The sequence below is a fragment of the Streptomyces sp. SAS_281 genome (assembly GCF_052542855.1).
On sequence record NZ_JBMNDO010000159.1, the window covers coordinates 1 to 15,121 of the forward strand.

Here is a 15,121-nt window from a genome sequence, read left to right on the forward strand (position 1 = left end):
CCCCCCCCCCCCCCCCCCCCCCCCCCCCCCCCGAGGCCGTGAAGCCCGGGCTGCGCCGCCTGCCGGAACGCGAGCGCACCATCCTCTACCTGCGGTTCTTCCGCGACATGACGCAGGACCGGATCGCCGAGGCGCTCGGCATCTCGCAGATGCACGTCTCCCGGCTGATCGCCCAATGCTGCGAGGAGGTGCGCAGGCAGGCGCTCCAGGAGGCGGCCGGTCAGCCGACGTAGCGCCGCGCCGTCCCCTGCCGCTGGGCCCGTTCCAGGGCGGCGAGCCGCCGTTCGATGTCCGGTGGTACGGGCCTGCGCCGGCGCAGTACCGAGGGCAGGCCCCGCGCGGCGCGGGGCTCAGCCGTGCCCGGCCGCCTCCTTCGCCGCCGCGCCCCGGTGCAGGGCGGCCAGGGCGCTGCCCAGCACCTCGTCGGCGGTGATGCGCAGGAGCAGCGGGTCCGGGGTGGCGGCGTGCGGGTCGCCGGGCGGGCCCGGGTGCCAGAGCGCGGTGTGCCGGCGGTCCGGGGGCGGACCCCAGAGCGAGGGGGCGACCGGGCCGAACAGGGTGACGGACCGGGTGCCGTGGGCGAAGGCGAGGTGGGCCGGTCCGGTGTCGCCGCTGACGAGGAGCGCGGCGCGGGCGACGAGCGCGGAGAGGCCGTCGAAGGTGAGGGTGCCGGCGAGCACGTCGGCGGGGTCGAGTCCGGCGCGTCCGGCGACCTCGGCGCACAGCGCCTCCTCGCCCGGGCCGCCGCTGAGGACGACGCGGTGTCCGGCGTCCCGGAGCGCCGTCGCGACGGCCGCGTACCGCTCGGCGGGCCAGCGGCGCGCCGGGGCGTCGGCGCCGGGGTGGAGGACGACGGCGCCCGGTGCCGGGGAGGGCGCGGCGGGGGGCGGGACGCGGACGTCGGCGGGGTCGGCGGGGATGCCGTACGCGGCCAGGAACCGGCACCAGCGCAGCCGCTCGTGCTCGTCGCGCCGCCAGCGGGGCGGGTCGGGGTGGTCCGCCTCGGGGCGGGCGAAGGAGAGCGTCCGGGCGGGGCCGAGCGCGGCGAGCGCGGCGTGGCTGAGGGGCCCGTTGCCGTGCAGGTCGATGGCGACGGCGGGCGGCGGGCCCGGCCAGTGGTCCAGCGAGGGGACCTGGCGGCCGTTCTCGGGTGTGGCGAAGTGGACGTCCACGGTTCCGGTCGCCCGGACCGCCGCCGCCAGGCTGCCCGGGGCCGCGAGCACCGTCTCGTACTCCGGGAAGGCGCGTCGTACGCCCCGCAGCGCCGGCACCGCCGCCAGCAGGTCGCCGAGGCCGAGGGCGCGCAGGACGAGGACGGCCGGGCGGTCGCCCGAGGGGGCCGGGCGGGTCTCGGCCACCGGGCTCACCTCCGGGTGGGCGCGCCGGGGCGGCCGGCGGCCCGCTCGGCCAGCCGGGTGCTGGAGCGGCCGTCGAGGTAGGGCAGGAGCACCACCTGCCCGCCCCAGCTCTCCACCAGGGCGGTCTCGGGGAGGTCGGTGAGGGCGTAGTCGCCGCCCTTGGCCCAGATGTCCGGGCGCAGGTCGTCCAGGAGGCCTTCGGGGGTGTCCTCGTCGAAGACGGCGACGGCGTCCACGCAGTCGAGCGCCAGCAGGACGCGGACCCGGTCCTCGGCCGGGACCACGGGCCGTCCGCCGCCCTTGCGGCGCCTCACGGAGGCGTCGGAGTTGACGCAGACGACGAGGCAGTCACCGGCCCGGCGGGCGGCCTGGAGGAGTTGGACGTGTCCGGCGTGCAGCAGGTCGAAGCAGCCGCCGGCGGCGACGACGGTGCCGCCCCTCTCGCGGACGCGCCGGACGAGTGCGCGGGCGTCGCCGGACGTGCCGTCCGCCTCGGCGGGCCCGGCGTCCCGGAGCACCGCGTGGGCGCCGCCGCCGGACACGAAGCGGGCGGCGGCCTCGACGGCCTCGCGGACGGCGAGTTCGACCAGGTCGCCGTCGGCGAGGCGGCCGGCCACCGCGACGGCGAAGCTGTCCCCGGCGCCGCAGCAGTCGCCGCTCGCCCGCCAGGGGGCGGGCACCAGCAGCGGGGGGCCGCCGCGCGACAGCAGGGCGCCGTGCTCGCCGAGGGTCACCGCGACGGAGGCGATCCCCCACTTCTCCAGGAGGGTCCGGGCGTCCGCCGACGCCTGGCGCAGGACGTCGCGGTGGTCCTCGGGACGGGTGGCGGGCCCCGGTTTCCCGGCGAAGTGCCGCGCCTCGGCCGCGGCGGGGGTGGCGAGCCGGGTGCCGGGGACGGGCGGGGAGCCGGCCGGGTGCGGATCCCAGACCACCGGGATCCGGGTGGCCCGTGCGGTCAGCGCCTCGCGCAGGACGTCGGCGGTGCCCCGCCCGTAGTCGGCGACGAGGACCGCCCCGGCGTCCGCGAGTGCCTGCTCGGCTTCGGCCGAGGGGCCGGCGGCGCGCCCGTCCCCCTCGTCCAGGCGCAGCAGGGGCCGCCCGTCCGCCATGAGCCTGGTCTTCCGCGACAGGGGCGCGTCGAGCGGGACCTCCACCAGGCGGACCCGGTGCCCCAGCAGGTTCCGCACGGTGTGGGACGCCTCGTCGTCGCCGAGCGCGGTGACGAAGGTGATCTCCCGCCCGGTGGCCGCGGCGAGGCAGGCCGCCAGGGCCGCGCCGCCGGGCCGGGTGCGGTGCTCGGCGTCCGCGACGACGGGCACGGGCGCGTCGGGGGCGAGCCGTTCGGCGTGGCCGGAGACGTCCTGGTCGAGCAGTGAGTCGCCGACGACGACGAGGGGTGCGGGGCGCTTCACGAGGCGTCCTCCTCGGCGGGGGTGCCCGCCACCGGGCGGGCGGCGGTGCGGGCGGCGATCTCGCGGTCGAAGCTCTCGCAGATCATGTGGACGGCGACGAGGTGGAGTTCCTGCACGGTGGCCGATCCGGCGGCCTCGACGCACAGCGACTCGTCGCTCGTGGTGGAGAGCGGGTTGGGTCCTGGACCGGTGAGCGACCAGACGGGCATGCCGATGCGCATGGCCTCCTGCGCGGCCTCCAGCAGGTTGGCGCTGGCGCCGCTGGTGGACAGGAGCATGAGGATGTCGCCCCGGCGGCCGTGGGCGCAGGTCTGCCGGGCGAACACCTCGTGGACGCCGTAGTCGTTGGCGATGGCCGTGGTCGAGGAGGTGTCGGCGTGCAGGGCGATCGCCGAGTAGGCGGGGCGGTCGTCGCGGTAGCGGCCGACGAGTTCGGCGGTGAGGTGCTGGGCCTGGGCGGCGCTGCCCCCGTTGCCGGCGACGAGCAGCCGGCCGCCGTCGGACAGGACGCGGGCCAGGGTCTTGCCCCAGCGTTCGGTGACGCCGGCGGCGCGGCGGAAGGCGGGGAGGGCGCGGGCGAGGTCGTCGCAGTGCTGGCCGGGAGCGATCAGCTTCATCGTGCCACCTCCGAGGGCTGGGGGGTCCGGACGAGTTCGGCGTAGACGCGGGAGACGCCGTCGGTCACCTCGTCCCAGGTGAACCGGGCGAGCGCGTGGGTGCGGCCGGCCGCTCCGTAGCGGGCGCGCCGGCCGGGGTCGGCGAGCAGCTCGCGGACGGTGGCGGCGAGGTCGTGGCCCTCGTCGTCGGCGGGCGGCACGAGCGTGCCGGTCACGCCGTCCACGACGGTGTCCAGCTGTCCGCCGACGGCGGTGGCCACCACGGGGACGCCGCAGGCCATCGCCTCGACGGGGACGATGCCGAACGGTTCGTAGCGGGGCAGGGACAGCAGCAGGTCCGCGCTGGACATGAGAGGGGGCATCAGGCCCTGCGGTACGCAGCCGAGGAGCCGGACCCGTTCGGCGACTCCGTACTCGGCGGCGACCTTGCGCAGGCGTTCGGCCTCCGGGTCGGCGAACAGGAGCGGTGCCTCCGGGCCGCCCGCGATGAGGAGTTCGGCGCCGGGGACGCGGGAGAGGGCCTTGATGGCGCGGTCGAAGCCCTTGCGGGGGACGAGCCGGCCGACGGACAGCAGCCGGTGCGGGGCGCCGGGCGGCCGGTCGGCGAGCGGCACCGGGGCGAAGTGCTCGGTGTCGACGCCGCAGGGCACGATGCTGATCCGGGAGCGCGGGATGCCCATGGCGGTCAGCTCGTTGAGCTCGTCCGCGCAGGTCGCGATGATCCGGTGGGCCTCGCGGCCGATCCGGGTCTCGATGTCGACGCGCTCGGGCGGGCTGGTGTCCTCGCCGCCCTGGTGACGCCTCTTCACCGTGCCGAGGGCGTGGTAGGTCTGCACGACGGGGACCCCGGCCTCGCGGGCCCCGGCGAGGGCGGCCAGGCCGGACATCCAGAAGTGGGCGTGGACGACGTCGGGGCGGTTGAGCCGCCACAGCCTGGCCAGGTAGGCGCCGAAGTCCGGCATCCAGGCGAGCAGGTCGTCCTTGGGCACGGCCGTCGGCGGGCCGGCCGGTACGTGGACGACCTTCACGACCGATTCGGTCCGCACCAGGGTCGGTTTGTCGGGCCGGTCGCGGCGGGTGTAGACGGTGACGTCGTGTCCCCTGCGGGCCAGGCGTGCGGCGAGCTGGGCCACGTACACGTTCTGTCCGCCGGCGTCGGGGCCGCCGAGTTCCGCGAGCGGGCTGGCGTGCTCGGACACCAGGGCGATCCGGGCGGGTCGCGGCATGGGCTGCGTCATCGCGTGACCTCTTTCATGAGTCGGTCCCAGTCGTCCAGGAAGCGCTGGACCCCGTACCTGGCCCGGGCCGCCTCCCGTGCCAGGCGGCCCGTGTGCTCGGCGTGGGCGTGGTCGGCGGCGAAGTGGCGCAGGGCATCGGCGAGGACCTCGGGCCGGTTGGAGACGACTCCGGCACCGGGCGGCACCGCTTCGCGCACTTCCGTGGTGCCGAGGGCGACCACGGGCATGCCGAGGAACATGGCCTCCAGCAGGGAGAGCCCGAGCGAGGTCCACCGCACCGGGTGCAGATAGACCCGGCGGTGGGCCATGGCCCGGTGGAGTTCGTCCTGCGGGAGGTCGAAGGTGCGGCACTGCGCCCCGGTGAGGCCGAGATGGTCCGCAAGACCCTCCGTACGCATGCCGAAGACGTCCAGCGGGACGGCGGCGGCGAAGGCGGGCAGCAGGTCGGTGCCGGTGGTACGGGCGCGCCGCACGGGCTCGTTGACGACCACGGCGGCCCGGGGCTCGGTGCCCGTCCACTGGTGCCCCGGGTCGATGATGCCGTGCTCGATGACGCTGGTGGGGGCACGGCCGTTGTCCCACATCAGGCGGTTGAAATGGGTGACGTGCACGACGGGGACGTCGGACCGGCCGGCGAGCGGGTGCCGGGTGTCCACGGGCGTCTCGTGCGGGCTGTTGTGCTCGACGTACACGGCGGGCACGTCCCGGCCGGGTCGTCTGCCGGTCCACTCGTGGGTGAGTTCGATCTCGTGCGGGCGTTGCAGCACGACGAGGTCGATCTCGGCGTCCCGGAGTTCGGCGGGGGTGCGCTCCTGGACGGACGCGGGCCAGTCCCAGGTGCGGGCGCGGCCGAGGCCGTCGGGGCCCCGGTCGGGGGTGACCGGCACCAGACAGGTGTGCGGGCCCTGGACGAAGGAGGTCAGCCACGAACCGTGGACGTGCCAGATGAGGATGTTCACGCGCTCTCCTTCCGGAGCTTGTGCACCGCGCTCACCACGTCGTGCGCGGTGACGCCGTCGAGGCAGGGGTGGCCCGGCACCGGGCAGTGCACGGCCCTCGTGTCGGCGCAGGGGGCGCGCTGGTCGCCGAGGAGCACGAAGGGCACGCCGAAGGGCGCCCAGCGCGACGCGGGCACGACGGGCGCGAAGAGCGAGACGACCGGGGTGCCCACGGCGGCGGCGAGATGGGCGGGTCCGGTGTTGCCGCTGACCACGACGTCGGCGTGGCACAGCACACCGGCGAGGGTCCGGGGGCTGGTACGCCCTCCGAGGTCCACGGCCACGTCGCCGCTGACGAGGCGGGTGAGGCCGGTCTCGGCCGGTCCGCCGGTGACGACGACGCGGTGCCCGGCGTCGGCCAGCTCCTGGACGGCCTCGGCATGCCTGCCGGGGTCCCAGGCCCTGGCGGGGGCGCTGGCGCCGGGGTGGACGACGACGTAGGGGCCGTTGCCGGTGAGCGCGGCGGTGTCGGGCGGCGGCAGGACGCGCAGCCGGCCGTGGTCACCGGCGGGAAGGGCGAAGCCCATGGCGACGGCCAGGTCGAGGGCGGCCTCCGCCTCGTGCCGGCCGGGCAGCCGCTGGTGGCATACGTCGAGCAGCCGGCCGGGATGGTCGACGCTGTCGGCGCCGATCCGGGCCACCCCGGCCATGCGCAGCAGCAGTGCCGTCGGCAGCGGGCTCTGGTGGAACGAGGTCAGCACGAGTGCGGTGTCGTACGTGCCCCTGCGCAGGGCGGTGAGGAGGCCGGGGACGTCCGCCTCGTCCACGGGCGGCGGGTCGGTGCCCTCCCAGGGCGCCTGCCAGACGATGACCTCGTCCACGCCGGGGAGCAGCCGGGCGGCGGGTTCGCCCAGCGGCCCGCAGACCATGGTGACGTGCGCGGCGTGCGCGGCGACGGCCCGGACGGCGGGCCCGGCGAGCAGCACGTCACCGAAGCTGTCGAGTCGTACGACGAGCGCCCTCACGCGGTCCGCCCCCGCACGCGTGCGGCCGTCCCGGCGGGGTGCGGACGGGCCAGAAGCCGGCGGACGGCGGTGAGGAGGTCGGGCGCGGGGTCCGCCTCCGCCCGGGTCTCCTCGGGCCGGGTCCGCGCGTTCGGTACGAGGATGCCTTCGGCGCCGGCGGCCCGGGCGGCGAGGACGTCCGCCGCGATGTCACCGATGACGGCGCAGTCGCCGGGGCGGACGCCGAGCCGCACGGCGGCCCCGATGACCAGGCCGGGCCGGGGCTTGCGGCAGGGGCAGCCCTCGTCGGGGCGGTGCGGGCAGTAGGTCCAGACGTCGAAGGGGCCGGTCAGCTCGTCCACGCGGGCGTTGACCCGGCGGACGTCCTGGTGGGTGAGCAGGCCGCGGCCGATGCCGGACTGGTTGCTGACGACGCCGGTGGGTATGCCGGCCTCCCGCAGCAGCCGTACGGCGTCGGCGGCCCCGGCCACCGGTCTGACCAGGTCCGGGTCGCCGTTGTACGGGACGTCGTGGACGAGGGTGCCGTCCCGGTCGAAGAGCACGGCGGCCGGCCGGATGAGCGGCGGCCCGCCGGGCTGGGCGGTGCGGTGGGGCTGGGCGCTCATCCGGTGCCTCCCCAGGCGGTGGCCCGGCGGTGGCGTATGCCGCCCAGGCCCCGGTGCAGTACGGCCAGCGGCGGGATGACCACGCTGGTGGCGAGCATGGTGGCGACCTCGGCGCCGGTCCGGGGCCCCGGTGCGATGCGCGCCCAGGCGAACTCGGCGGTCCCGGCGGCCCACAGCCCGCCCGTGACCGCCGCCGCCCGGAACCGCCCGGACAGGGCCAGCGCGGCGGCGGCCAGTCCGGCGGCGGTGACGGCGAGGTGGCCGGGCAGCCGGCCCCGGGGGGCGTCGGCCCTGGTCCACCAGTCCGGTCCGTGGAGGCGGTTCATCAGGGCGTCGTCCGCGTTGCCCCGCTGGGTGCGCACGGAGACCCAGCGGTCGGCGGGGCGGACGGGGTGCAGGGTGGAGCGGGTGCCCCGGGCCAGCGTCCAGCCGCCGCTCATCAGGCGCAGGGCGAGGTCGGCGTCCTCCCGGAAGGCGCGCGGGAACCGCTCGTCGAACCCGCCGGCCCGGCGCACGGTCTCCGTGCGGTAGGCCATGTCGGCGGTGGCCCAGGCGGCGTCCTCCAGGCCGGCCGTGCAGCGCTCCCAGTCGGTGGGTCTGCGGTCGTCGGGCAGCGGGACGGCCAGCCGGCCCTGGACCCCGGCCAGACCGGGCCCGGCCTGTCCGAGGTCGTGGGCGAGGAGCGCTCCCCAGCCGGGGCGCACCTGGACGTCGTCGTCCAGGAAGACCACCCAGGGCGTGGCGACCTCGCGCAGCCCGGCGTTGCGGGCCGCCGCCGGACCCCGGCCGCCGGTGGTGAGGACCGTGACGCGGTCCGCGAGCGGCCCGGCCGGGACGAGGTCGAGCGGGGTGTCCGGGGCGGGGCGGTCGTCCACGAGGAAGATCGCGCGCGGCGGGGGGACGGCCGCCTCGGCGAGGGCGGAGAGGCAGGCACCGAGGCAGGGGCGGCCGACGGTGGGGATGACCACGGAGTAGGGGTCGGCGCTCGGCACGTTCGGGGACCCGTCCGGCGCGGAGATCGTCACGCGCTGTTCCGCGTCTTCGGCGGTCATGTGAACGCCTTCGAACGGCGGACGACGAACGGTCCGATGGCCAGCAGGTCGACGGGCGCGGACCCGAAGCACTCCAGCGCCTCGCGCGGGTGGTCGACCATGGGCCGCCCGGCGGTGTTGAGGCTGGTGTTGACCACGACCGGGAGCCCGGTGCGTTCCTCGAACGCGGTGAGCATCCGGGCCACCATCGGTTCCGAGGCCGCGTCCACGGTCTGGATGCGCGCGGTGCCGTCCACGTGGACGACGGCGGGGATGCGGGCCTTCCACTCCTCGGCGACCTCGTGCACGAAGAGCATGTACGGGCTGGGCATCGGTCCGTCGAAGAGCTCGGCGGCCCGTTCGGCCAGCACCATGGGGGCCACCGGGCGGAACTCCTCGCGCCCCTTGACCGCGTTCAGCCGTTCCAGGTTCTCGGCGCGCCCGGGGTGGGCGAGCAGGGAGCGGTGGCCGAGTGCCCGGGGGCCGAACTCGCTGCGCCCCTGGAACCAGGCGACGACACCGTCCTGCGCCAGCTCCTCGGCGACGGCAGCGGCGACGTCCTCGGGCTCCTCGAAGGGCAGCGCCGCCGTTTCGAGCATGCGGCGCAGTTCGTCGTCGCTCCAGCCCCGGCCGAGGGCGGCGGTGCTCATCGGGGTGACCGGGCCGTGCTCGGCGGAGACGTGGAGGGCGGCGCCCAGCGAGGTGCCGGCGTCGCCGGCGGCCGGCTGGACCCAGACCTCGTCGAAGGGTCCCTCGCGGTGGATGCGGGCGTTGGCGACGCAGTTGAGGGCGACGCCTCCGGCGAGCGCGAGGCGGGTGGCGCCGGTGCGTTCGTGGAGCCAGGAGGCCAGCTGGAGGACGGTCTCCTCCAGGCACCGCTGGGCGCTGGCCGCGAGGTCCGCGTGCTCCTCGGTGTACGGGCCGCCCGGCCGGCGCGCCGGTGCGAACTCGCCCCACGGGACGCCGGAGGCGCGGAAGCCGCCGCCGTCGGTGTGGTGGACGTACTCGGCGAGCCGCTGGGCGAAGACCGGCTTCCCGTAGGAGGCGAGGGCCATCACCTTGAACTCGTCGCTGCTGCGCAGGAATCCGAGGTGCTCGGTCAGCTCCTCGTAGAACAGGCCGAGCGATTCGGGCAGCGGCTGCGTGCTGAGGATCTCCAGGGCGCCGCCCCTGTAGTGGCCGGCGAGCTGGGAGGCGCACTCGCCGCGCCCGTCCAGGACCAGGACCGCGCGGTCGCCCGGTGGGGCGGCGAGCCCGGCGGAGGCGGCGTGCGCGACGTGGTGGGGCACGAAGCGGACCTTGTCCGGGTCGAGGCCGGGCAGGGCTTCGGCGAGGAATTCGGGGGCGCGCCGGGCGTAGGTCTGGCGCAGCTCGTCCCAGGGGTCGTAGAGGCCCATCTGCTCGGCGGGGCGGGCCAGTCCCGGGTCGTACGAGTAGGCGACCACGTCCAGGTCGGCGGGGTCGAGGCCGGCGCTTTCCAGGCACCACCGGGCGGACAGCCCGGGGAGCTCCCAGGCGGAGAACGGCACGGGGCGCTTGCCGTGCTTGCGCCGGCTGAAGCGTTCCTCCTCGGCGGCGGCGACGGTCTTCCCGTCGATGACCAGGGCGGCCGAAGGGTCGTGGAAAAGGGCGTTGATTCCGAGCACGCGCATGCGCTGGGCTCCTTCAGAATTCGCGGGCCGGGAACGCGGCATGGGGATCGTCCGGCGTGCCGGGGAGCGCGGCGAAGAACGCGATGGTGCGTTCCAGTCCCTCTTCCCAGGAGACGCGGGGTTCCCAGCCGAACATCTCCCGCACCAGAGTGGTGTCGGGACGCCTTCGCCCGGGATCGTCCACGGGCCGGTCGATGTAGTCGATCCGGCTGGCGGAACTGGTCAGTTTGACGATCCGCCGGGCGATTTCCCGTACGGTCGTCTCGTCGCTGCCGCCGATGTTCACGGGCCGCACGGATTTGCTCGCGGCGACGCTCAGCACACCGTCGATGGTGTCGTCGACGTAGCACAGGGACCTGGTCTGGCTGCCGTCCCCGGCGACGGTGAGCGGTTCGCCGGCGAGTGCCTGACTGATGAAGGTCGGCACGGCCCGGCCGTCGTGGGCGCGCATGCGGGGGCCGTACGTGTTGAACAGCCGCACGATTCCGGCGTTCGTGCCCTTCGTGGCGGCGTGCGCGGTCACCAGGGCTTCGGAGAACCGTTTCGATTCGTCGTACACGCTGCGCGGTCCCACGGGGTTCACGTTGCCCCAGTAGTCCTCGCGCTGCGGGTGCACCAGCGGGTCGCCGTAGACCTCGGAGGTGGAGGCGAGGAGCAGGCGCGCCCCGTCCCGGGCGGCGATGCCGAGCATGTTGCGGGTGCCGAGGCTGCCGACGTCCAGCGTCTCCAGCGGCATGCGCAGATAGTCGGCGGGTGAGGCGGGGCAGGCGAAGTGCAGAACGAGGTCGTAGGGACCGCGCAATTCCCTTGCGCAGGAAGTGTCGGAGATATCCAGCGGAAAGAACCGGAACCCCTTGTCCTCTTCCAGGTGTGCGATGTTCCGCCGTGATCCGGAGGCGAGGTTGTCGGCGCAGTCGACCGCCACTCCCCCGGCCAGCAGGCGTTCGCACAGATGCGAGCCGAGAAAGCCGGCCCCGCCTGTCACCAGGGCGTGCCGCCAGGGAAACCGATCGGATTCCGAGGACACCATGTGTCCCATCTCCTTTCAGAGACACGGGAGTTCACGAACGCACGGGCTTCGGCTGCTGTACGCGGCCGCCTGTCCCGGCGGCACCGAGCCGCGTTCCTGCCGTTCGCGTCTCCCCCATGGATCCTGCCGGAGCGATCCGTCCGCGCATCTTCGGGACTACCGTTGGGATGAACCCGGGAACGGGGGGCGATCATGGCGCGGAGCCTGGACGGCGTTCTCGACCCGCTCCCGCGTCCGCGCAGCGCGACGGGCCGGGTACCGGTCACCGGGTGGTTCAGCCTCCCGGACGGCGAGGTGACCGCCGGTGGCTTCCTCGCGCAGCGCGCGGTCTCCGACGCGCTGGGCCGTTCGGGTGTCCCGCACGACTCCGCCTGGAGCCCGCACTCCGCCCCCGGCGCCCTGCCCCTGGAGGCCGCCCGCCCCGGCCGGTACGAGCAGGTGCTCTTCGTCTGCGGTCCGGTGCACGGGGGCCAGCTCACCCGGCTGCACGAGCGCTACGCCCCGTGCCGGCGCACCGCGGTCGGGGTGAGCGTGGTGGACGGGGGATCCCCGGCGGTGCTCGGGTTCGACCGGATCGCGGCCCGCGACCGCGACGGCAAGGGCCTCCTGGCCGACCTGGCGCTCTCCGCGCGCACCGTGCCGGACAAGCCCGTGGTGGGCGTCGCCCTCACGCACGGCCAGGGCGAGTACGCGCGGCGGCGCGAGCACGACCGGGTCGCCGAGACGCTGTACGGCCGGCTGCCCACCAAGGACTGCGCGCCGGCCGTCGCGGAGACCCGGCCGGCGCACGGCGACTGGCGGGGCTCTGCCGGACCGGCGGCCAGTTCCTCTCCCTGCTGGGCCGGCTCGACCTCATGGTCACGGACCGCCTGCACGGCATGGTCCTGGCGCTGAGCACGGGGGTGCCGGCCCTGGTGGTGGATCCGGTACGCGGTGGGGCCAAGGTGTCCGCGCGGGCGAGGGTGGTGCGCCGGCCCGCGGTGATCCCGGGCGAGACGCTGACCGCGCGGGCGCTCGGCAGGTGGTGGACGTGGTGCCTGTCCGCCGCCGGCAAGGCGGCCGCCGAGCGCCGGCGCTCCCTGTTCCCCTGACGGCCTCGGGTCAGTTCGCCTGCCCGACCGGCCGGACCACCAGCGTGTTCACGTCCACGCCGCGCGGCTGCGAGATCGCCCAGACGAGCGTGTCCACCAGCTGCTCGGCGGAGATCATCGGACCGGCCGCCGCCGCACCGCCGGGACGCTCGTCCCAGAACGGGGTGAGGACCCGGCCCGGTGCGATCAGTGTCGTCCCGACGCCGTACCCGGTGGTCAGCATGCGGACGTTCTCCGCGAGACCGGTCACCGCCCACTTGGTCATGGAGTACAGGTTGCCGGGCGTGTTCTTGTACCCGGCCACGCTGCCGATGAGCACGATCCGCCCCCGCGACTCCTTCAGCGCCGGGAGCGCCGCCCGTACGAGCAGGGCGGGCCCCAGCACGTTCGTCAGGACCATGCCGCGCCACTTCTCCGGGTCACCGGTCTCGACGTGGGCGTCGGCCGAGTATCCGGCGTTGGCGATGGCGTGGTCGAGCCGGCCGAACGTACGCACGGTCTCCTCGACCGCCGCCGACACGTGCGTCCAGTCCCCCGCGTCCCCCTCGAAGGTCAGCAGCCGCTCACCCGCGTCCAACTCCTCGGTCAGCACGGCGAGTTTCTTCGCGCTGCGCCCGGTCGCGGCGACCCGGTGCCCGAGGCCGAGGAGCCTGCGCACGCTCGCCGCCCCGATGCCGCTGGAACCGCCGGTGATGAAGGTGACGGGCGCTTCGGTGTCCCGCGTGGAGGTGCTGTCGCCGCTGGTCATGATCTCCCCGTGTCCGTGCCGTGCCGTGCCGCGCCCGTCGGCGCGCCGCCGTCGTTGTCACGCCCGACGCTAGATCGCCAGGGGCCGGCGCGTCCACCGATGGGGCGGGTGGCTACCAGTTGCGGCGCGGTTGCACCGGGCCGAGTTTCGCGGTGAGCGCCGCGAGGAAGACCGGGAGCTTGTCGACCATCGCCCTGGGGACCGGTGTGGACTGGACGGTGCCTTTCCTCACGTCCTCCACCACGAGGGTGTAGGTGCCGTTGTCCTCGACGAGTTCGGCGGCGAACAGCAGGGTCTGCGTGGAGGTCTCCATCAGCGCTCCCGTGAGGGCTCGTTGAGCCACGCCGACCACATCTCGGTGGCGCGTTCGGCGTCGGCGTCCTCGGCGAACAGGTGGTGGCCGAGCCAGATCGGTACGTTCCAGGTGCTGCCGTTGAAGAACCGGTACAGGGCGTCGGGGCCGCGCAGGCCGAGGAAGTCGGCACTGAGCCAGTCCACGGCCACCTCCACCGGCTCGGGGGCCAGGAGGGTGAACCGGTCGCCGACGGCCGCGTCCTCGGGGAGGCCGAGGCGGCGGCGCAGGGTCGCGAAGTCGGCCGGGTCCCCGGTCGGTTCGGGGCGGTGGGCCCGTACGTACACGGCGGGGCGGCCGGCGAAGTGGCGCAGGTACTCCGTCAGGGCGTGCTGGTGGAAGTCGACGTACTTCTCGGCCACGTCCGTCTTGGCGTCCCAGTTCCAGGCATCGTCCACGACGCCCGTGTGCACCCAGTGGATGCCCATGCGCAGGTGGCTCGTGCCCCCTTCGGCCGGCTCGACACGGTAACTGAGCGTGTTGGAGAAGCCGCCGTCCTGGGTGGCCCGCAGCGCGAGGTGGTGCGGCGGCTCCCAGGCCAGGACGGTGGCGTCGCCCCGGGTGGCCTTTCCGCCGACGCGCGGCTCGATCTCCATCGGGTAGAGCCAGCCGAGGTTCCCGGCGGCGGTGGCGACGGCGTTCCAGACCTGCTCGGGTGCGACGGGCAGGTCCTGCTGCCTGCGGACTTGGAACTCTCGGGCCATGGTCGGTACTGCTCCTTCGTCGTCGTTCATGGTCAGTACGTGAGCGGGAGGGCTTGCAGCCTTCGTTGCAGCGGGTTGGGCCGCCAGTCCGGCTCCGCCCCTTCGGCCAGCCGCAACCCCGGCAGCCGGCGTACCAGCGTGCCGACGGCCACCTCCGTCTGGAGCCGGGCGAGCGGGCCGCCCAGGCAGAAGTGCGGGCCGTGGCCGAAGCTGAGGTGGCGGTTGCCGGGGCGCGTCAGGTCGAGCCGGTCGGGGTCCTCGAAGCGTTCGGGGTCGCGGTTGGTGGCGGCGAGGAAGAGGTACACCAACTCGCCCTCGCGCAGGGTCCGCCCGCCGATCTCCAGGTCCTCCGCGACGACCCTGACGATCGCCTGGGTCACCGTGTCGTAGCGGGCCAGCTCCTCGACGGCGCCGCGCACGAGCCCGGGGTCCTCGCGCAGCCGGGCCAGCTGGTCCGGGTGGCGCAGCAGGGCGAGCACGCCGTTGGTGATGAGGTGCGTGGTGGTCTCGTCGCCCGCGGTGATGAGGACGAAGCAGGTGGAGAGCAGTTCGGAGTCGGTGAGCCGGTCGTCGTGCGTCTGGGTGGCGACCAGGGCGCTGATCAGGTCGTCGCCGGGGTCGCGCCGGCGCTGCCGGATCAGCCCGGACAGGTAGTCCTCGTACTGGTCGATCGCCTTCTCGGACTCGGCGATGTCCTCGCTGAGCCGGCCGAAGCGGCTGAACCAGCCCTTGACCCGCGGCCGGTCCTCCTCGGGGATGCCGAAGAGCTCGCAGACGACGGCCATGGGCAGCGGGGAGGCGACCGCCTCGATCAGCTCCAGCTCCGGCCCGGCGGCGACCGCCGCGTCGATGAACCGGTCCACGAGGTGCTGGACGCGGTCGCGCAGGGCCTCGACGCGGCGGGCGGTGAACGCCCGGTTGGCGAGTCTGCGCAGCCGGGCGTGGTCCGGCGGGTCGGTGTTGCTCATCACCCGGCCGAGCCGGTCGGTGAGCCGGCTGAACTCCTTGAGGTCGCCGCCGAGCGCGCTGTAGGCGCGGGTCATCCTGTCCCGGTCGTTGGAGAGCCGCAGGTCGCCCAGTGCCGCCTCGACGTCGGCGTACCGGGTGAGGTACCACACGCCCTGGGGGCTGCGGTGTACCGGGTCCTCGCGCCGCATGCGGGCGTAGAGCGGGTAGGGGTCGCGCCGCGCCTCGCGGGTGAGCAGGGCGGCGCCGAGATCGTGCACCGGGGCGGGGGGGGGGGGGGGGGGGGGGGGGGGGGGGGGGGGGGGGGGGGGGGGGGGGGGGGGGGGGGGGGGGGGGGGGGGGGGGGGGGGGGGG

Annotated in this window: 17 protein-coding genes; 3 read left to right on the plus strand and 14 right to left on the minus strand. The window is 75.3% G+C overall.

Annotated features, from left to right (window positions below; translation table 11 throughout):
* A partial coding sequence (locus tag ACN6LM_RS34905; RefSeq protein WP_445069408.1) for a sigma-70 family RNA polymerase sigma factor occupies nucleotides 1–233 on the plus strand: 233 nt, incomplete at its 5' end.
* Nucleotides 234–350: 117 nt separating this feature from the next.
* On the opposite strand, the gene ACN6LM_RS34910 is transcribed toward ACN6LM_RS34905, so the two are convergent.
* The 10 genes from ACN6LM_RS34910 to ACN6LM_RS34955 are packed head-to-tail and all read right to left on the minus strand — an operon-like array spanning nucleotide 351 to nucleotide 10,906.
* Nucleotides 351–1,358, minus strand: a complete 1,008-nt coding sequence (locus tag ACN6LM_RS34910) for a glycosyltransferase family 9 protein (protein WP_445069409.1) — start codon at nucleotides 1,356–1,358, stop codon at nucleotides 351–353.
* Nucleotides 1,359–1,363: 5 nt separating this feature from the next.
* Entirely contained in the window at nucleotides 1,364–2,770 is a 1,407-nt protein-coding gene (gene rfaE2, locus ACN6LM_RS34915) for a D-glycero-beta-D-manno-heptose 1-phosphate adenylyltransferase (RefSeq protein WP_445069410.1), read from the minus strand.
* Nucleotides 2,767–3,387, minus strand: coding sequence for a D-sedoheptulose-7-phosphate isomerase (locus tag ACN6LM_RS34920; protein WP_445069411.1), 621 nt, complete (start codon nucleotides 3,385–3,387; stop codon nucleotides 2,767–2,769). The genes rfaE2 and ACN6LM_RS34920 overlap by 4 nt, the downstream gene beginning before the upstream one ends.
* Nucleotides 3,384–4,625, minus strand: a complete 1,242-nt coding sequence (locus ACN6LM_RS34925) for a glycosyltransferase (RefSeq protein WP_445069412.1) — start codon at nucleotides 4,623–4,625, stop codon at nucleotides 3,384–3,386. Before ACN6LM_RS34925 ends, ACN6LM_RS34920 begins: the two co-directional genes overlap by 4 nt.
* Nucleotides 4,622–5,584, minus strand: coding sequence for a glycosyltransferase (locus tag ACN6LM_RS34930; protein ID WP_445069413.1), 963 nt, complete (start codon nucleotides 5,582–5,584; stop codon nucleotides 4,622–4,624). The genes ACN6LM_RS34925 and ACN6LM_RS34930 overlap by 4 nt, the downstream gene beginning before the upstream one ends.
* The gene (locus tag ACN6LM_RS34935) at nucleotides 5,581–6,588 is read right to left on the minus strand and encodes a glycosyltransferase family 9 protein (RefSeq protein ID WP_445069414.1); all 1,008 of its coding nucleotides are present in this window, start codon (nucleotides 6,586–6,588) and stop codon (nucleotides 5,581–5,583) included. Before ACN6LM_RS34935 ends, ACN6LM_RS34930 begins: the two co-directional genes overlap by 4 nt.
* Nucleotides 6,585–7,193, minus strand: coding sequence for a D-glycero-alpha-D-manno-heptose-1,7-bisphosphate 7-phosphatase (locus ACN6LM_RS34940; protein WP_445069416.1), 609 nt, complete (start codon nucleotides 7,191–7,193; stop codon nucleotides 6,585–6,587). The genes ACN6LM_RS34935 and ACN6LM_RS34940 overlap by 4 nt, the downstream gene beginning before the upstream one ends.
* Nucleotides 7,190–8,245 (minus strand): glycosyltransferase family 2 protein, encoded by a 1,056-nt coding sequence (locus tag ACN6LM_RS34945; protein ID WP_445069418.1) that lies wholly within the window; start codon nucleotides 8,243–8,245, stop codon nucleotides 7,190–7,192. Before ACN6LM_RS34945 ends, ACN6LM_RS34940 begins: the two co-directional genes overlap by 4 nt.
* Complete coding sequence (locus tag ACN6LM_RS34950) at nucleotides 8,242–9,876, minus strand: carbamoyltransferase family protein (protein WP_445069419.1); 1,635 nt, start codon at nucleotides 9,874–9,876, stop codon at nucleotides 8,242–8,244. Before ACN6LM_RS34950 ends, ACN6LM_RS34945 begins: the two co-directional genes overlap by 4 nt.
* A 13-nt stretch (nucleotides 9,877–9,889) precedes the next feature.
* Entirely contained in the window at nucleotides 9,890–10,906 is a 1,017-nt protein-coding gene (locus ACN6LM_RS34955; RefSeq protein ID WP_445069421.1) for an NAD-dependent epimerase/dehydratase family protein, read from the minus strand.
* A 192-nt stretch (nucleotides 10,907–11,098) separates the two neighbouring features.
* Between ACN6LM_RS34955 and ACN6LM_RS34960 the strand changes: the two genes are divergently transcribed.
* Both ACN6LM_RS34960 and ACN6LM_RS34965 read left to right on the plus strand, forming a co-directional pair.
* Nucleotides 11,099–11,800, plus strand: a complete 702-nt coding sequence (locus tag ACN6LM_RS34960; RefSeq protein ID WP_445069423.1) for a hypothetical protein — start codon at nucleotides 11,099–11,101, stop codon at nucleotides 11,798–11,800.
* Nucleotides 11,761–11,997, plus strand: coding sequence for a hypothetical protein (locus ACN6LM_RS34965; protein ID WP_445069424.1), 237 nt, complete (start codon nucleotides 11,761–11,763; stop codon nucleotides 11,995–11,997). Before ACN6LM_RS34960 ends, ACN6LM_RS34965 begins: the two co-directional genes overlap by 40 nt.
* A 10-nt stretch (nucleotides 11,998–12,007) precedes the next feature.
* Here ACN6LM_RS34965 and ACN6LM_RS34970 read toward each other — a convergent pair whose 3' ends face one another.
* The 4 genes from ACN6LM_RS34970 to ACN6LM_RS34985 all read right to left on the minus strand — a co-directional run bounded on the left by ACN6LM_RS34970 (nucleotide 12,008) and on the right by ACN6LM_RS34985 (nucleotide 15,027).
* Nucleotides 12,008–12,745, minus strand: coding sequence for an SDR family oxidoreductase (locus ACN6LM_RS34970; protein ID WP_445069426.1), 738 nt, complete (start codon nucleotides 12,743–12,745; stop codon nucleotides 12,008–12,010).
* A gap of 112 nt (nucleotides 12,746–12,857) precedes the next feature.
* On the minus strand, nucleotides 12,858–13,058 hold the full coding sequence (locus ACN6LM_RS34975; protein ID WP_445069427.1) for a hypothetical protein: 201 nt from the start codon (nucleotides 13,056–13,058) through the stop codon (nucleotides 12,858–12,860).
* Nucleotides 13,058–13,831, minus strand: a complete 774-nt coding sequence (locus ACN6LM_RS34980) for an SRPBCC domain-containing protein (RefSeq protein WP_445069428.1) — start codon at nucleotides 13,829–13,831, stop codon at nucleotides 13,058–13,060. Before ACN6LM_RS34980 ends, ACN6LM_RS34975 begins: the two co-directional genes overlap by 1 nt.
* A gap of 2 nt (nucleotides 13,832–13,833) precedes the next feature.
* Entirely contained in the window at nucleotides 13,834–15,027 is a 1,194-nt protein-coding gene (locus ACN6LM_RS34985; protein WP_445069429.1) for a cytochrome P450, read from the minus strand.
* Nucleotides 15,028–15,121: the final 94 nt, after the last annotated feature.